The sequence below is a fragment of the Xanthomonas phaseoli pv. dieffenbachiae genome, assembly GCF_008639345.1.
In the GTDB taxonomy this organism is placed as follows: Bacteria; Pseudomonadota; Gammaproteobacteria; order Xanthomonadales; family Xanthomonadaceae; genus Xanthomonas; species Xanthomonas phaseoli.
Window position 1 is genome coordinate 3,670,466 of record NZ_CP041380.1, and the last position, 17,592, is coordinate 3,688,057.

At 67.0% G+C, this 17,592-nt stretch carries 13 protein-coding genes; 5 read left to right on the forward strand and 8 right to left on the reverse strand.

Annotated features, from left to right (window positions below):
• Window positions 1-289 precede the first annotated feature (289 nt).
• On the forward strand, window positions 290-1,486 hold the full coding sequence (locus FLG15_RS16445; protein WP_057661169.1) for a sensor histidine kinase: 1,197 nt from the start codon (window positions 290-292) through the stop codon (window positions 1,484-1,486).
• A gap of 840 nt (window positions 1,487-2,326) precedes the next feature.
• Here FLG15_RS16445 and FLG15_RS16455 read toward each other — a convergent pair.
• A complete protein-coding gene (locus tag FLG15_RS16455; protein ID WP_057677521.1) occupies window positions 2,327-2,608 on the reverse strand; it encodes a hypothetical protein in 282 nt (93 codons plus the stop codon).
• 8 nt (window positions 2,609-2,616) lie between these two features.
• Window positions 2,617-3,600 (reverse strand): LysR family transcriptional regulator, encoded by a 984-nt coding sequence (locus FLG15_RS16460; protein WP_008574681.1) that lies wholly within the window; start codon window positions 3,598-3,600, stop codon window positions 2,617-2,619.
• A 164-nt stretch (window positions 3,601-3,764) separates the two neighbouring features.
• Between FLG15_RS16460 and cobA the strand changes: the two genes are divergently transcribed.
• From cobA to FLG15_RS16480, 4 genes are all read left to right on the forward strand, one after another.
• Window positions 3,765-4,967 carry a uroporphyrinogen-III C-methyltransferase gene (gene cobA, locus FLG15_RS16465; RefSeq protein WP_081023041.1) on the forward strand — a complete coding sequence of 401 codons (1,203 nt, stop codon included), beginning with the start codon at window positions 3,765-3,767 and terminating at the stop codon, window positions 4,965-4,967.
• A gap of 16 nt (window positions 4,968-4,983) precedes the next feature.
• Window positions 4,984-5,943, forward strand: a complete 960-nt coding sequence (gene cysK, locus FLG15_RS16470; RefSeq protein WP_057677520.1) for a cysteine synthase A — start codon at window positions 4,984-4,986, stop codon at window positions 5,941-5,943.
• Between the two features lie 303 nt (window positions 5,944-6,246).
• Window positions 6,247-6,753 (forward strand): methyltransferase family protein, encoded by a 507-nt coding sequence (locus FLG15_RS16475; protein WP_017155478.1) that lies wholly within the window; start codon window positions 6,247-6,249, stop codon window positions 6,751-6,753.
• Between the two features lie 194 nt (window positions 6,754-6,947).
• Window positions 6,948-7,487, forward strand: coding sequence for an O-acetyl-ADP-ribose deacetylase (locus FLG15_RS16480; protein ID WP_057677518.1), 540 nt, complete (start codon window positions 6,948-6,950; stop codon window positions 7,485-7,487).
• Between the two features lie 214 nt (window positions 7,488-7,701).
• Here the strand turns inward: FLG15_RS16480 and FLG15_RS16485 are convergent, their stop codons facing one another.
• The 6 genes from FLG15_RS16485 to FLG15_RS16515 form a co-directional block, all read right to left on the reverse strand.
• Window positions 7,702-8,706, reverse strand: coding sequence for a class I fructose-bisphosphate aldolase (locus FLG15_RS16485; protein WP_003487259.1), 1,005 nt, complete (start codon window positions 8,704-8,706; stop codon window positions 7,702-7,704).
• A gap of 702 nt (window positions 8,707-9,408) precedes the next feature.
• Window positions 9,409-10,875: a pyruvate kinase gene (pyk, locus tag FLG15_RS16495; RefSeq protein WP_011348424.1), complete on the reverse strand. Its 1,467-nt coding sequence runs from the start codon at window positions 10,873-10,875 to the stop codon at window positions 9,409-9,411.
• A 258-nt stretch (window positions 10,876-11,133) separates the two neighbouring features.
• A complete protein-coding gene (locus FLG15_RS16500) occupies window positions 11,134-11,778 on the reverse strand; it encodes an HAD family hydrolase (protein WP_008574673.1) in 645 nt (214 codons plus the stop codon).
• Window positions 11,775-12,950, reverse strand: a complete 1,176-nt coding sequence (locus FLG15_RS16505; RefSeq protein ID WP_017159180.1) for a phosphoglycerate kinase — start codon at window positions 12,948-12,950, stop codon at window positions 11,775-11,777. Before FLG15_RS16505 ends, FLG15_RS16500 begins: the two co-directional genes overlap by 4 nt.
• 319 nt (window positions 12,951-13,269) lie before the next feature.
• The gene (locus FLG15_RS16510) at window positions 13,270-14,625 is read right to left on the reverse strand and encodes a DUF3999 domain-containing protein (RefSeq protein ID WP_150146826.1); all 1,356 of its coding nucleotides are present in this window, start codon (window positions 14,623-14,625) and stop codon (window positions 13,270-13,272) included.
• A complete protein-coding gene (locus FLG15_RS16515; RefSeq protein WP_209228189.1) occupies window positions 14,622-17,468 on the reverse strand; it encodes a DUF2339 domain-containing protein in 2,847 nt (948 codons plus the stop codon). The genes FLG15_RS16510 and FLG15_RS16515 overlap by 4 nt, the downstream gene beginning before the upstream one ends.
• Window positions 17,469-17,592 lie beyond the last annotated feature (124 nt).

Genomic DNA, 17,592 nt, shown 5'->3' on the forward strand with positions numbered 1-17,592 from the left:
AGCCGCCACGCAAGCCGGGGCGATGGTCGCGGCCGATGCGCGACCGGATGTCGCACCCGGTTGCACCGGTCGCCCCGAATGATCCGCGCCCAGGCATGCGCCGGAACCGGCGCGCCAGAATCGGCTGGGCCTGCCGCTTCAGCTTCCGAGCCCGTTGACCGCACGCCGGACGCGTCACGCGTCGCCGTGCTGGTCGGCAGTCACACTTTCGTCCGGCCTCTGTGACCGTAGACACATGATGAGCCTTGGCATGCCCTATGCTTGCCGCTTCCACCTTGTAGCTACGCGCATGAGCACCATCCTGTCCGATCGAGCGGCCGAACCGCTTCCCTGCGCACCCAAGCCTCCCAGCGAAGCATTGCGTCTCCAGGCGCTGCGCAGCTACGGCATTCTCGACACCCCGCGCGAAGCGGCCTTCGAAGACATCACCCGGCTTGCCTCGATCATCTGCCAGACGCCGATCGCGCTGATCAGCCTGGTCGACGCGGACCGCCAGTGGTTCAAGAGCGAGCTCGGGATGGGCGAGCGCGAGACCCCATTGTTCAAGTCGATGTGCGCGCACGCGCTACTCGACAACGATGTGCTGGTGGTGCCGGACACGCGCGAAGACATCCGCTTTTCGCGCAATCCGCTGGTCACTGGCGAAGCACCGCTCTATTTCTATGCAGGTGCCTTGCTGAAGACGCCCGACGGCCTGCCGCTGGGCACGGTCTGCGTCCTGGACCGGAAACCACGCCAGCTCACCGACGAGCAGGTGGAAGCCCTGCGTGCACTGGCACGCCAGACCATGGCGCAGCTGGAACTGCGCCGCGCACTGGCCATCGCCGAGGAATCGGATCGCTACCGCAGCCGCCTGATGGCCATCGCCGGGCATGATCTGAAGACCCCGCTGCGCACTGCCGCCTACGCCATCGACAAGATGCGCCGGCATGCCAACGTCGACTCCATTCCGACCTTGGTGACCGCACGCGATGCGATCAGCCTGGTCGGCCGCAGCCTGGACGAGCTGGCCACGCTGGCCGCCGCAAGCGAGGCCGCCATGCCGGACCTGCAGCCGCTGCAGCTGGAAGACGTGCTGCATTCGGTCCTCGGCGTGTGGCGTCAACCGGCCATCGACAAGTACCTGGCCCTTCGCTACGTGCACACCTCGCTGCGCGTGCGCAGCCACCCCACACTGCTGACCACCTTGATCGGCAACCTGGTCGGCAATGCCATCAAGTACACCGAGCGTGGCCGCGTGCTGGTCGGCACTCGTCGCCGCCCCGGTTTTGCGGAAGTGGACATCATCGACAGCGGCATCGGCTTGAACATGGACCATCCCGAGCAGGTCTTCCAGGCGTTCCGCCAGGCCGACCCGCGCAGCGACGGTTTGGGCATCGGCCTGTGGATCGTGCATCGCACTGCCGAGACGTTGGGCTGCGAGGTGGACGTCCGGCCACGGCCGCAGGGCGGCACCTGTTTTTCGGTGCGGATTCCCTTGGCTTGACGATGCGTGGCTCGCAGCGTGTTCGGGCTTCGCGGCGTACGCCTGGGGTCGCACCGGTTTGGGCATCGGGCTATGGCCGGACCAGAGCGCGCCGGCCCTTCCATCGCGTCGAGCCGACGTTGCAGCTGCCCGCGCCACGCCAAGTCGCGCGTCAACGGCGACCGCTGAGCCCCGGCAACCCGCCGCAGGTGTAAGAATCCAGCCCGGCCCTGATCGCGCACTGCCTGCACTGCATCGGGCACGGCTTGGCGCCGTTCCAGCTTCAACCGGGATGCCGCTGCGGAACACAAAAAAGGCGGACCCGGGCTCCCGACCCGGGTCCGCCGCCAAGCACGCCAGGCCTCTCCCCAGGGACCCGGATGCGCCAGTCGCCCTGTGCACAGCCTCGTGCAACAGTGATGCGACAGCGCTAGCAACCCTTCGACGACACCGCGAAACACACCGGCAATGCGATCCCCTGCATCGCCAGCTCTGCGCCGTCCACCCCTAGACGTTCGAGAGTGTCGCGTCATGGTTGCTATAAAGGTTTTCGACAACGCAGCGCGCAACTTGATGCGCCCGGTCGACGCCGGCTGCATCGCCCTGACACGGGTAGGGAAAATCACCCACAGCACACCTGGCAGCGCTGTCGGGAACGCACGCATCCCTTTGATCCTGCAGGCATTTTTTTGCTGGGATTGCGCTGCAGCGCAGCACCGAAGGTCGCACGCACGCACCGATGACGCAGCCGACGGCCCATGTTTGGAACGACCATGCGCGCACGTCCACTCCCGCTCCGGTGCGCCGTCGATGTCGCCCTAAGACTGCTAGCCAGGGGCGCGCTAACGCTATATCGCCGCCTCAGGCCCCGGACGCATCCGCATCCTGGCGCGCGAACCATTCGGCCGAATGCACCTCATCGGCCGCAACCTCCAGCGCCTTGCGCAGCACGTCCAGCGGAATCTGCACACGCGCGCTGCCCGCCTGCACCGCCACCCATAACGCTTCGTCGCGCGGGTCGGCGAGCACCGTCAGTACCTCATGTTCGCGACCCTCGATCCTGGCCGACAGCTGCAGCGACATGCCGCCGTCCGGCTCGGACGACCATAGCCTGCTCAGTGCCGGACGCAATGGCTCGGTCATCGTGCCGCTCAGCTGGTGATGGTCTGGGTCAACGATTCCCAGGTCGGCGGCAGTGGCCAGTTCGGCGCCTGGTTACCGTCCAGCACCCGGCGCAGATCGCGCTTGTCGATCTGCGGCGCGAGCACATGCACCAGATCCAGCGCGTAGTCGCGCAGCACGCGGTCGCGCGGCAGCACCGCCCAGGCGATGCATTCGGCAATCGGCGCGGGCGCCGGCCAGGCGCGCAGATCCTCGTCGAACGCATTGACCGCCATTTCCGCAACCAATCCCACGCCAAGCCCTGCGCGCACATAGGTCTTGATCAGGTCGGCATCCAGCGCAGTGAGCGCGATGCTCGGCTCCAGCCCCACCTGCGCAAACGCGCGCTGCAGCGAGGAGCCCGGCCGGGTGGAGGATTCGTAACTGATCAGCGGATGCTCGGCCAGCGCCTGCATGTCCGGTGCCGTGCGTGGGTGATCCAGTGCGTGCCCCCGCGGCACCACCACCAGCCGCCGCCAGCGGTACAGCGGCACTGCGATGCCGGCGCTCGGCTCGCCACCGGCGGTGCTGACCACCGCAATGTCCGCATCGCCCTGGCTGAGCAGATCCAGGGCCGCACTTTCGGCGGCCTGCTGCAGATGCACGCTCACTTGCGGGTAGGCATTCTTGATCTGCGCCACCGCCGGCGGCAGCACGAAGCGCGCCTGAGTATGGGTGGTGGTCAGGGTCAGCTGGCCCTGGCTTTCGCGGCGCTGGTTGGCCGCGTAGGTGCGGATGTTGTTGGCCTCCGACAGCACCGCCCGCGCGCGCTCGATCACTTCCACACCGGCCGGGGTCACTGCGTCCAGGCTGCGTCCCTTGCGCACGAACAGCAGAAAGCCCAGTTCGTCTTCCAGCTGCTTGAGCTGCTTGGACAGGCCGGGCTGGGTCGCGTGCACGCGCGCGGCAGCCAGGGTGATGTTCAGCTCGGCATCGGCAATGGCGACCAGATAGCGAAGTTGGGTCAGCGTCATGGCTTATATCCAAAAAAGCGCGAGGCGCTACAAGGGCTTCGACTGTAGAGGAGTTCTGCGGCCCAGCTTATAACCGAACGCTATTTTCAGGATGGATGAAGTCATTTCCGACGGCTATAAGCCGGCGTTACGGTCTGGCGCTCCCTCTCTGATGCTACCGAACCGTGACTCCTGCGTTCCCGCTGCTTGCCGACCTGCGTGGCCGTGCCGTCCTGGTGGTCGGCGGCGGTGCCGATGCCGAACGCGTCACCGGCCAGCTGCTGCAGGCCGGTGCGCTGCCGCTGGTGGGCGCGCTCGCGCTCACGGCGCAGTTGCGGCACTGGGCGCAGTCCGGGCAGCTGCGCTGGTTGGCCGGTCGGTTCGACCCGGCATGGTTGGCGCAGTCCGACCAACCGCTATGGCTCACCATCGCCGCCAGCGAATCGGAAAAGCTCAACAACGCCTTGCGCGATGCGGCGAGCGCCCACCGGTTGCTGACCCACAACGCCGCGCCTGCGGCGTCCGCAACGGTTCCTGCGCGTTCCCCCACACCACGCAACGCGGTCGGCACGCTGGCGCCCGGCAACGTGAGCCTGGTCGGCGCCGGCCCCGGCGATCCCGGCCTGCTCACCCGGCATGCGCTGCGCGCACTGCGCCAGGCCGAGGTGGTGCTGCACGACCGTCTGGTCAGCCCGCAGATCCTGCGCCTGGCTCGGCACGGCGCGCATCTCATCGAGGTGGGCAAATCGGCACAAGGCCATAGCACCCGGCAGGAACAGATCCATGCCCTGATGCTGGAACACGCCCGCGCCGGTCGCCGCGTGGTGCGGCTGAAGGGCGGCGACCCGTTCGTGTTCGGCCGCGGCGGCGAAGAGCTGGAATTCCTGCGCGCGCACGCCATCGGCTTCCAGGTGATTCCCGGCATCACCGCCGCCATCGCCTGCGCTGCGTATGCCGGCATCCCGCTCACCCACCGCGACCACGCGCAATCGCTGCGCCTGATTACCGCGCACTGCAAGGATTCGCTGGACACGCTGGACTGGCAGGCGCTTGGCCAAGAGCGCCAGACGCTGGCCTTCTACATGGGCGTGGCCGGCCTGGACGCCATCCAGCAGCGGCTGCTGCAGGCCGGGCGCGCAGCCTCCACCCCGTTTGCGCTGGTCGAAAACGGCTCGCGCCCGCAGCAACGCGTGATCACCGGCACGCTCGCCAGCCTGGCCGTCAGCGCACGGCAGCATGCCGTGGCCGCTCCGGCGCTGCTGATCCTGGGCGAGGTGGCGGCGCTGGCGCAGACGCTGCACTGGTTCGGCAGCGCGCCGCTGGGCGCCTCGCCGCCGCACTCACCCGGCGCAACGCCCCACACGCCCACACTGGCCCACGCAGCCTGATTCCGACGGAGACCCCATGGCCCTGTACGACAACATCCTCGACACCATCGGCCGCACCCCGGTGGTCAAGCTCCAACGCCTCGCCCCGGACAACGTGACCTTGTACGTCAAGGTCGAATCGTTCAATCCCGGCGGCTCGGTCAAGGACCGGCTGGCGCTGGCGATCATCCTGGACGCCGAACGACGCGGCCTGCTCAAGCCCGGCGACACCATCGTCGAAGCCACCTCCGGCAACACCGGCGTTGCGCTGGCGATGGTGGCCGCAGCGCGCGGCTACAAGTTCGTCGCCACCATGGTGGAAACCTTCTCCATCGAACGCCGCAAGCTGATGCGTGCCTATGGCGCCAAGGTCATCCTGACCCCGGCAGCCGAGCGCGGCAGCGGCATGGTGCGTAAAGCGAAGGAGCTGGCCGAACAGCACGGCTGGTTCCTGGCCAGCCAGTTCGCCAATCCGGCCAACCCCGCCTATCACCGCAACACCACCGCTGCCGAGATCCTGCGCGATTTCGCCGGCCACCGGCTGGACCATTTCGTCACCGGCTGGGGCACCGGCGGCACCCTCACCGGCGTGGGTGAGGTCCTGCGCGTTGCGCGCCCGGAGGTGCGCATCACCGCCTCCGAGCCGGCTGGCGCCGCCTTGCTGCAAGGCCAGGACTGGAAGCCGCACAAGATCCAGGGCTGGACTCCGGACTTCGTGCCCGAGGTGCTCAACCGCGAGGTCGCCCATGAAGTCCTGAGCGTGGAAGACACCGACGCCATCACCGTCGCGCGCCGCCTGGCTGCCGAAGAAGGCATCTTCACCGGCATCTCCGGCGGTGCCACCGTCGCCACCGCGCTGCGCGTGGCCGAAGGCGCGGTGCCTGGCGCCGTGATCCTGGCGATGTTGCCCGACACCGGCGAACGCTACTTCTCCACCCCGCTCTTTGCCGACATCAACGAAGGCTCCGACGACGACTGGCTGGCCGGGCTGCCCTGATCGAGCGCAGGCGATGACCAGACCCGAAGCCGCGCAATGCGCGGCTTTTTTTCGGCCCCGGCCGCACCGCGCACGGGCCCCGAAAGACGCTGCGTCGCGGCGGCCACTTCGTACCCACGATCCGTGGCTGTCGTCGCGAGGCAACAGCGCACGCGGTCATGCCGAATCGGGCACGTGACAGGTGCCCGGCACATCTCGCGTCTGGGCGCAGCGTCCGCTCCCGTTTCCGGGTGTCGGCACGCCCGCACTCCCGTCCATGTCAAGGAAACGTTAGGATGGCGGCCGTGATGTAGGGAGAGATGTGTGAGCAACCAGCCGTATGGACACAGCGAGACCCGCGCCGCGCGGGCGCCATGGCTGGTAAAAATGACCTCCCCGGTCCACTTTGCGCTGGCCCTGGGGCTGGGCGCATGGTTGCAAGAGGCGCTGGATCTGCCCCTCCCGCCTCCCTCGCCGCTGGCCTGGATCGAATTGGCTGGCGGCGGCATCGCCTGTCTTGGCCTGGCGCTGGCGGTCAGCTGCTTTGTCCTGTTTGCGCGTCGGCGCACCACCATCATGCCCAGCGGCCATCCCTCGCGCCTGGTGCTGGACGGCCCGTATCGCGTCACCCGCAACCCGATGTACCTGGCCTTGGTGCTGAGCTACCTTGGCCTGTGCCTGCAACTTGGCCTGCTGTGGGCGGTTGCGTTGGTGCCGCTGCCGTGGCTTGCGCTGCAGCGCTACGTCATCCCGTTCGAAGAGGCGCGTCTGCGCGCCGAATTCGGCCGCCACTACAACGACTACTGCGCGCGTGTCCGCCGCTGGGTGTAGACGCAACACGCGTTACCGCGCGTGGCAATGGTTGCTGCCGATCGCTCCGGGAGAGCTTCCAGATGTCGCGAGACGGCATACAGTGCGACCGGTCAGACAGTCGCAGCAGATGAGATGAATGGCCGATAGCGTGCGGATTCCGCAGCGTGCTCCCCATCACGCGCCCATCATGCAATTCGCATAATTATCGCGCTATGAGAATCGAAGTCTGGCAAGGCGACATCACCGAACTCGACGTTGACGTCATCGTCAACGCCGCCAACGAATCACTGCTCGGCGGTGGTGGCGTCGATGGCGCCATCCACCGCGCCGCCGGCCCGCGCTTGCTGGAAGCCTGCGAAGCGTTGCCACAGGTGCGCCCGGGCGTGCGTTGCCCTACCGGCGAAATCCGCATCACCGACGGGTTCAATTTGAAGGCACGCCATGTCTTCCATACCGTTGGCCCAGTGTGGCGCGACAGCAAGCACAACGAGCCCGAACAGCTGGCCAATTGCTATTGGCAGTCGCTCAAACTCGCCGAACAGATGATGCTGCATTCGATCGCATTCCCGGCGATCAGCTGCGGCATCTACGGCTATCCGCTTTACCAGGCCGCGCGTATCGCAGTGACCGAAACGCGCGATTGGCAGCGCTCGCACAAGGTGCCCAAGCACATTGTGTTGGTGGCCTACAACGAGGCGACCTACAAGGCCTACCAGCAGGCCTTGGCCACGCAGGAAACTGCGGCGGCCTGAGGTTGGATCGAGTTGGCAGCATGCCGCCTCGGCCGGCTGCACGAGCAAGTTGATTGAGCGATCGACTGAGCAAAGGGCGCCGAACGGCGCCCTTTGCGTTTTCCGCACGGCATCGGCGTGCACCTGCGGATGCCGCAAACGAAAAAAAACGCCGGCATCGCTGCCGGCGTTTTCGTTTCATCGACGCGGCGACCTTGCAGCCGCCATCAATCGATCAACCCTTCCACTTACCCAGCGCGGCCAAGCCGTTTTCCTTGGCGCGCTCGTAGATGACCTGCTGCGCCTTGGCGAAGTTGCCGGTCATGTCCTTGGCCCACAGCTTCAGCGCGGCCTGCTGCATGGCGCGGCCGTAGGAGAAGCTCAGCGGCCACGGCAGATTGCCGAGCTGGTGCATTTCGTTGAGGTGGGCGGTGGACTGCTCGTCGGTCTGGCCGCCGGACAGGAACACGATGCCCGGCAGGATCGCCGGCACGGTGGACTTCAGGCACATCACGGTGGACTCGGCCACCTCTTCGATGCTGGCCTGCTCTTCGCAGCTCTTGCCGGAGATGACCATCGACGCCTTCAAGATGGTGCCTTCGAGCACGACGTTCTGCTCATACAGCGCACCGAACAGCGAGCGCAGCGTGGCTTCGGTCACTTCATAGCAGGTTTCGATGTCGTGGCTGCCGTCCATGATCACTTCCGGCTCGACCATCGGCACCAGGCCCTGCTCCTGGCACAGCGCGGCGTAACGCGCCAACGCATGCGAGTTGGCCTCGATGCAGGTACCGGACGGGATGTCTTCGCCGATGTTGATGACCGCACGCCATTTGGCGAAGCGCGCACCCAGCGTGTAGTACTCCTCCAGCCGTGCACGCAAACCGTCCAGGCCTTCGGTGACCAATTCGCCCGGCATGCCGGCCAGCGGCTGCGCGCCCTTGTCGACCTTGATGCCCGGGATGATGCCGTGGGCAGTCATGTACTCGGCGAACGGCACGCCATCCTTGGTCTTCTGACGGATGGTCTCGTCGAACAGGATGGCGCCGGAGATGTAGTCGCTCAGCTTGGGCGTGGTCAGCAACAGTTCGCGGTAGGCGCGACGGTTCTCTTCGATGTTCTCGATGCCGACGCTGGCAAAACGCTTGGCGATCGTGCTGGTCGATTCGTCGATGGCGATGATGCCCTTACCCGGGGCGACCATCGCCTGGGCGGTTTCAGCAAGCTGTTCGATGCTCATGTAGTTCCTGTGGCAGCTGCGGGGGAGAACGAAAGTATAGCGACGAAAGTCGTACACATTCCTTCACGGAATGCCTGCAACCGATTACACGTGATCTGCGTGACAGGATGTGTGGTGATGCTCGCATCGCGGGAATCGGGAATCGGGAATCGGGAATCGGGAGTCGGGAGTCGGGAGTCGGGAGTCGGGAGTCGGGAGTCGGCAAGCAGAGCATGAGGTGCTGCTTGTTGCTTGCAGTGCTGATGCATTGCTTACATGACGTGCGCTGGCGCGGCTGGAACTGCGCCACGTCTGCGTTGATTGGCGTTTGTAGGTGTTGGCCTGTTGCATAGAGCCGGCTGCGGCCATAGAGCCGGCTACGGCGCGTGCTACGTCACGACGAGCACCTGCTAAGCGTCTATCCGGTCGTACCGCGCGTCGTTCAGCGTTGTTCCGTTTCGTCGACGCGCAGGAAAACCGAATCGCCGTCGTGGGTGGGCGTCGCCTTGCGGCATGCATGGCGCGCCATACCAGCGCCGTTATGGCGCGGCGACGATGCTGGGCTGGCTTTGCAGCCGCCGAACCCGGTCGTTGAGCAATACGCCGACCCGAGCACTCGCCGGTGCCCGGCAGTTCCACACAGCACGACGGCGGCCCTGGGGCCGCCGTCGTGTGTCGCGTCTGTTCCGGCTCAGGTCATGCGCCGGATGCAGTCGACAGGCGTTAGAGCTCGCCCAGACCGGTGGCGCGGCCGTCTTCGCCCACTTCCAGCAGGCGCAGCGTATTGGTGGCGCCGTGGGTTTCCATGTGCTCGCCACTGGTAAAGACCACGCGGTCGCCAGGCCCCATGCGCTCGTTCTCCACCAGCAGGCGGATCGCCGCACGTGCGGCCTCGCGCGGGGTCAGGCCGCGGCTGTCGAAGCTGATCGGGAACACGCCACGCATCATCGCCATCTGACGGCGCGCGCCATCGTGACGGGTAAAGGCGTAGATCGGCATATTGGAGCGGAAGCGCGACAGGAAGCGCGGCGTGCCGCCGGATTCGGTCAACGCCACCACGCCGCCCAGGCCGATGTGCTCGGACAGGAACATGGTCGCCATCGCAATCGCCTGGTCGGCGCGCTGCAGATTGCGTTGCGCCGCTTCGAAGTCGGTGTCGAATTCGAACTGGTGTTCGGCCCCCAGGCAGATGCGCGCCATCGCTTCCACCGCACGCACCGGATAGGCGCCGGCGGCGGTTTCGGCCGACAGCATCACCGCGTCGGTGCCGTCGATGACGGCATTGGCCACGTCCAGCACTTCGGCGCGGGTGGGGATCGGGCTTTCCACCATCGACTGCAGCATCTGCGTGGCGGTGATCACCACCTTGTTCTGCGCCAGCGACTCACGAATGATCTTCTTCTGCAGGCCCGGCAATTCGGCGTCGCCGATTTCCACGCCCAGGTCGCCACGCGCCACCATCACCACATCGGAGGCTTCGACGATCTCGACCAGGTTTTCGATCGCCTCGGTGCGCTCGATCTTGGACACCAGCTGTGCATCGCAGCCGTGCTGCTGCGCGATCTGACGCGCGTCGTGCATGTCCTGCGCATTGCGACAGAACGAGACCGCGATGAAGTCCACGCCGATCTTGGCCACGATACCGATCAGTTCCTTGTCGCGCTCGGTCAACGCGCCCAGCGACAAACCGCCGCCCTGCTTGTTGAGACCCTTGCGGTCGGACAGCACGCCATCGTTCAACACCTTGGTGACGATGCGCTCGCCCTGCACATCGGTCACCTGCAACTGCATCAGGCCATCGTCGAGCAGCAGCACGTCGCCGGCGGTCACGTCCTGCGGCAGACCCAGATAGCTGACACCAACCTGCGTCTGGTCGCCAGCCGGCGCGTTGGCATCGGCCACCAGGTCGAAGCGATCGCCCATGGTCAGCTTGATCTTGCCTTCGGCAAAACGTTCGATACGGATCTTCGGGCCCGGCAGGTCGGCCAGGATGCCGACTTCGGCACCGACGCGGGCCGCAGCGGCACGTACCTCGGCGGCGCGCTTGGCCTGGCCGGAGGGGTCGCCATGGCTGAAGTTGAGGCGCACCACGTTGACGCCCGCCTTGAACAGCGTATCCAGCACACCGGGCGCATCCGTTGCCGGTCCGAGGGTGGCGAGGATCTTGGTGCGGCGTTGACGTTCTTTCATGATGGCCTCCCTGTAAAAGCCGCGAAACTTAACACACACGTCACGTACCGAGGATGGCATTGCGGCATAGCCTTCCTCCGATTCCGGCATGTCTTATAGACAGTGCGGGACAGTACGTACGCCTGCGCCCGCGCTGCCATGAGCAATGCGAACGGTCGCCACCCTAACCCGGCAGCGGTGAAGCGTGTTCTGCGCGCTGCGAACCGCAGCTGCGGGCGCGGCGACCAAGCGAACACAACGGTCGACGCGCACCGCTCATCACTGCAGCAACGCCGCCAGTTCAGCCGGCGTGCGTGCCAGCGCACCGGCGCCGGCGGCGCGCAATTCGCCCTCGTCGCCGAAGCCCCACAACACGCCAATGCTGTGGATGCCGTGGTGATTGGCGCCATCGATATCCATGCGCCGGTCACCGATCATCACGCAGCCAGCCTTGTCGATCTGCAAACGGCGCAGCGCTTCGGCAATGAGGTCCGGCTTGAAGCGACGTTCGCCATCTTCGCTGGCACCGATCACCTCTTCGAAGCACGCGCCGAAGGGCAGGTGCTCGACGATGCGCCGCGCATAGCGCTCATTTTTCGAGGTCACCACGGCCAGACGATGACCGGCACGCTGCAGGCCGGTGACAACCTCGCCGATGCCGTCGAACACGCTGAGTTCGGTCCAGCCCACCGCGTCGTAGCGTGCGCGGTAGAGCCCGAGCGCGCGCTGCACCAACTCCGGATCGTCCGGGAAACATTCGGTGAAGCTGTCGCGCAACGGCGGGCCGATCCAGGCGCGCAAGGTCTGCGCCGACGGACGCGGCTGGCCGAGTTCGTCGAAGGCATGCACGATGCTGGCAACGATGCCTGGCTCCGAATCGACCAGCGTGCCGTCCAGATCGAAAAACAGCGTGGCTGCACTCACTGGCCGCGGGCCTGGAGTGCGGCCACCGCCGGCAAGGTCTTGCCTTCCAGAAACTCCAGGAACGCACCGCCACCAGTGGAAATGTAGGTCACGTCCTTGGCGATCTCGTATTTGTCCACTGCGGCCAGGGTGTCGCCACCGCCGGCGATCGAGAACGCCTTGGAACTGGCGATCGCGCGCGCCAGCGTCTCGGTGCCGTGGCTGAAGGACTCGAATTCGAACACGCCGACCGGCCCGTTCCACACCACCGTCCCGGCATTGGCGATCAGCTCGGCGTAGCGCTGTGCGGTGTGCGGGCCGATATCCAGGATCAGATCGTCCGCGTCGACCGCATCCAGCGACTTCACGCTGGCTTGCGCCTCGGGCAGGAACTGCTTGGCAACGACCACATCGGTGGGCAGCGGAATCTCCGCGCCACGCGCCTTGGCATCGGCCACGATCTGGTTGGCGGTCGGGATCAGGTCCGGCTCGTTCAACGACTTGCCCACGGCATGCCCGGCTGCGGCGATGAAGGTGTTGGCGATGCCGCCGCCGACGATCAACTGGTCGACCTTGTTGACCAGGTTGGACAATAGCTCCAGCTTGGTGGAGACCTTGCTGCCGGCCACGATCGCCAGCAGCGGCTTGGCCGGGTTGTCCAGCGCCTTGGCCAGGGCGTCGAGTTCGGCCATCAACAGCGGGCCGCCTGCTGCGACCGGCGCGAAACGGATCACGCCATGCGTGGAGGCCTGCGCACGGTGCGCGGTACCGAAGGCATCCATCACGAACACGTCGCACAACGCGGCGTACTTGCGCGCCAGCGTCTCATCGTCCTTGCCCTCGCCAACGTTCATGCGGCAGTTTTCCAGCAGCACGACCTGGCCAGGCGCAACGTCCACGCCGTCGACCCAGTCGCGCACCAGCGGCACGTCCACGCCCAGCAATGCGGCCAGACGCGTGGCCACCGGCGCCAGCGAATCTTCTTCGGTCCAGCTGCCTTCCTTGGGGCGGCCCAGGTGCGAGGTCACCATCACGGCCGCGCCTTTTTCCAGCGCCAGCTTGATGGTGGGCACCGAGGCGGTGATGCGCTGTTCGGAGGTGATCTGGCCGTTGTCGATCGGCACGTTGAGATCCTGGCGGATCAACACGCGCTTGCCGGAGAGATCGAGGTCGGTCATGCGGACAATGGACATGGGCTCAGCTCGTTCGGTCTAGGGAGGGGGAATGGGAAATGGTCAGGCAGAAGCACCCAGGACGCGCGCCCGGGCAACCAGGTGAGCGCTGTGCCGTTGGCGGCAACTGGCCGTAAAACGCCAGCGCGATGTCGTTGCGCCCGCGGGCGGATCGCGTGGCGCGCAGCTTGCCCAGCACGCGCGAGGCCGCCAAGACGGTCGGCGAGGCGCGGGATGCTTGGTCGAACACGACGGGCAATACGGCTGCCTTGGTCACGGGGGACGCCCATTGTCCGACCTTCGCGCTGCAGCGGCAAACCGCGATGCGAAGCGGCCGCAATCAGCCGTTGCGATTGGCCGATGCGCTACGCAACAGACTCACCGCGAAACCGCCGACCAGCAAGGCGCCGCCGACCAGCAGGCCCCACAGCAACCAACGCTTCCAGTCGCGCGGCGTGGCGGCCGCTTGCAGCGCGGCATCGCCGGCAAGCGGCTGCGCCTGCGCAGCCAGACTGGCCTGCGCCGGCTGCCACTGTGCGCCGCGTTCGCGCCGCAGTGCCTGCAGCATTGCGCCCAGCGGTGCGTCGGTGCGCTGCGCACGCGCACTGCCGGCGACCAATGCATAGGGTGGCTGGCCTTGGGCGAGAAACATCAGCCGCTCCGGCCGGTAACCGACGCGCAGCGTCGGCACGGCGGTGCTGCGACCCTGCGCAGCGACCAACCGCCATTGGCGATCGCGCACGGGCGCAGACAGCAGTTGCGGCGGCGACGCGGCGGCCGCGCCCTGGCCCAATCGATACGCCAACCATGGGCCGGCACGTTGCAGCCACGGCGCATCGTCGGAATCGCGACTTGCCACGATCCACTCGACCGCCTCGGCCTGACTGCCGCCGACATCCAGCTGGCTGATCGGAAAGCGACCAGGCAAGGCATACACCAGCGCCGCATCTTGCGTGGTGCCGGGCAAGTCCAGCCACTGCGGCGGTGTGGACATGGCGATGCCCTCCAGCTCCGCCTCGACCACGCGTAGTGCCGGCAGCGCGCCGGACGCGGTGACCAGGCGCAGGTAACGCGCCCCATCGTCCAGCGCGATACGGCGCTGCTGCAGTCGCTGCGCCTGATTGTCGAGTGCCATGACCATGGCGTTGGAGGCGAGCACGCGCCAGTCGCGCAGATCGTCGCTGCCTTCCACACGCACCTGGGCCTGCACCGGCATGTCGCCCTCCCAGTCCAGCACTAGCGCACGCGGGCGATCGCGCAGCGCGCTGGCATCGATCAGCCAGCTGACACCGCGGCCCGCAGCGACAGCTCCGGTCGCAAAGCGACCTTCCAGGCGGCGCACCGCACCACTGGCATCGCGCTCGGCAATCAACTGCAGATCGCCGTTGGCCGGCGCGGCACCGGCGGGCAGCGCAAACAGGGGCAAGCGCTGACGGCGTACCGCAGCCGCCGGTGCCGCATCCATCGGCAGCCAGGCGGTGGGCAGCTCTTGTCCACGCGCATCGATCACCGTGACATCGCGCAACGCCGCGTCGTGCGCAATGCGATACACCGCCGCATCCAAGGTCAGCTGATAGAGGCCGGCATCCGAGCCGGTGACCTGCAGCGGCCACTGCCGGCGGTAGTCCTGCCGCACATCGGCGGCCTGCGCCAGCAGCGGTACCAACAGCAGCAGCGCCCATCGCATCGCGTTCATGCCTGATCCTTTTCGACGCCGTTCTCTTCGGCAGCACGACCTTCGGTCGCGACCGCCCGTGGCGGCGCCGGCGCCAGATAGCCCACCACGGTGCACAACAGGCCATAGGCCATGAACGAGCCGATGCCGAGAAGATTGCCCAGATGCTGGCGGTCGACCAACACCAACTTCGCCAGGACCAGCCCCATCAGCAACGCGCCGCCCAGCCACAGCCCGCGTTGCCCACGACGCGAGCCGATCACCCAGCCCAGCACGCCAAGCACGCTCCAGACGATGGTGAGGCTGGTCTGCGACAAGGTGGCGCCGATCAGCGCCCGATCCCACGCCACACCGCCCCAGTGATGCACGCTGTGCAAGGTGCTGCCGGTGATCAACGCCCACCCCAGCACACCCAGCGCACCCACGCGCGAACGCTGCAGCACTGTCGGCGCAGGTGCGGACCAGGCCCAGCGCGCAAGCAAGGCCAGGACCGCCAATTGCGCCAGCTCGGCGGGATTGAGCAACGGCAGCCAGGGCAACGGCGCGGCGCTCACCGGGTCCAGCAACGCGAGCAGCCAGCCGAGCCCCAGTACCGCGAACAGGCAGCTCAGCAGCGCGTTGCGTGCAGGATCAAAGCCGGTTCCCTGCGGCCAGGCCAGCCACGGCCAGCGCAACAGCCCCAGCGTCGCCACCAGCAACCATGGCGCCGCCAGCAAGGCGCAACGCCAGCCATTGGCCAGCGAGAACGCATCGGCCAGCCAGGCCGCGCCCAGCGAAATGACCAACGGCCACAGCAGCCACCAGATGAACTGCGCCGCCATCGCACCAGCGCCCTGCTGCGTGCGCAGGCACCACAGCGCACGCGCGCCCGCCACCGCAAATACACCCCATGCCAGCGCGCCCCAATGCGCGAATGGCTGGGTGTGCGCTGCGTCTTGCCACAGCGCCAACGGCGCCGCCAGCGCCAGCCCCGACATCACCGTCCATACCAACGCCGCTGCAGGACGGCGCCGATGCACTTCCGCCGCCAGCCATACACTGAGTGCGACCAAGCCCAGCAGCAGATCCGGTTCGCTGCGCAGGTCGGCAAAACGCACGATCTCGTGCACGCCGCACAGCGTCCACCAACCCAGTCCCCACAGATATGCCAGCAGCGCACGCCGCCGATGCCCGGCATCGCGCAGAAACCAGGCACTGGCCCAGCCGGCCAGCGCCAGCAGCATCGTGCTCATGCAGGTTGCATTGGCCACCGCAACCGCATCGTGGCGCCAGGCATCCACGCCGAAGGCGACACCCACCGCCGCAAACACCTGCAGCGCAACACCGCTGACCTGCGAGACCCGTCGTTGTTGGCGAAGCCCCAGCCACAGCAAACCGACGCCTTCCAGCGCAAACACGCTCGCAGTGGCACGTGCCGACAGCGCCAGCGGTACGGCCAGGGTTGCAAACCCGACCGCCAGCATCGCGTGCGCCTGGCCCAGCACGCGGGTAGACGCGCGGCGCAGCAGCCAGCTGCCCAGGCCCGCATACAACGCGGCCACCGCCACCGCGCACAACGCCAGGGGCAGCCGGTCGCCCTCAAGCAGGCGCGCCTGCAACGCAAACGCCACCAGCGGCGTTCCGAACAACAGGCTGCCATCGATGAGCCTGCCGGCACTGCCGTCGCCGCGGCGCGCATGCAGCACCGGGATCGCCACGTACATCGCGAAGAACAGCAACAGGAACGGCTCGGTCGTGGCGAATTTCGCCGGGGAATACTGCAGCGCCCCCCACACGGTGCCGATGCCGAAGGTGAAAGCAAACCCCAGCAGGTTCAGCACGCGCCACGGACGTGTCCATGCAATCGCCACGATGCCGGCGTTGAGCACGGCGTAATACGAAAACAGCGCCACGTGATTGCCGCTGCCGGTAGACAACCAGATCGGCGCAAGAAAACCGGCCAGCACGCCCAGCACCGCCAACGTGCGCGAATCCTGCAGCACCGCCAGCACGCACATGCCTGCGATCAGCACCACGCTGATGCCCAGCGCCATTGCGGCATCGAGCAAGCCATACAACTTGAACGCCGCGAACACCGTCAACAACAAGCCACCGATGGCGCCGCCCTGCAACGCCAACGCAAAGCCCGGCCGCTGCGCGCGCTGCGTCCAACCGAAGATCAGGCCGGCTAATGCCAGGACGCTGATGCCGGCCAAGCGCAGCTCGATCGGCATGCGCATCCAGCCCTGGTCGCTGGCGTACTTCAACAGCGATGCCACGCCGGCCAGCAACACCAGCATGCCGACCTTCACCGGCACATTGCCCTCGGTGAACCAACGCTTCAAGGCGCTGGCTGCGCGCGCGATGGCGCTGGGCGCGGCCGGAAGCTGGGGCGGTTGCGGTTGCGCCGATTGCGGTTGCGCCGGCTGGGCGCGCGTTGCCTGCGCTTGCGGGCTGGGACGTTCCGACGCCGCGATTGCACTGCGCGCCATCGCATCTGCAGGCGCCTGCGCCGGCAACGGCGGCGGCATCGCCGAGGCAGACACACCAACCGCCTCGTGATCCGCGCCCGGCGCATGCCAACCGTCGTCCTGACGCGCCGCATCGGAGGTGCGGTACCCCGAAAGATCGCTGTCGGCCACGACGCCCGGACCAGTGCCGGCAGCGGGAGCCTCGTCAGGTCGCTCCCATGCCCTGCCCTGCGCGTCCGCGGGTGCTTGCGCCTGCGCATCCGCACGCCCGGCACCACTGCCCTGCCACTGCGCGAGCCGCTGCTCCAGCGCCGCCACCCGTCGCCGCAGCCCGGCAATCCACACCAGCGCAATCACCACACCCACCGGCACGGCGAGCAGCACCAGGGCCACCAACACGATTATCGTTTCCAACGCAGCAATCCCCGAACCGGCGTCCAGCCGAATGCGCGCACCATACAGCCTAGGGCTGCGGCTGGGCAGCTAGCCTATCGCTTGGACGACGGATGGAGCGTCGGCAAGCATGCGGTCGCATGCG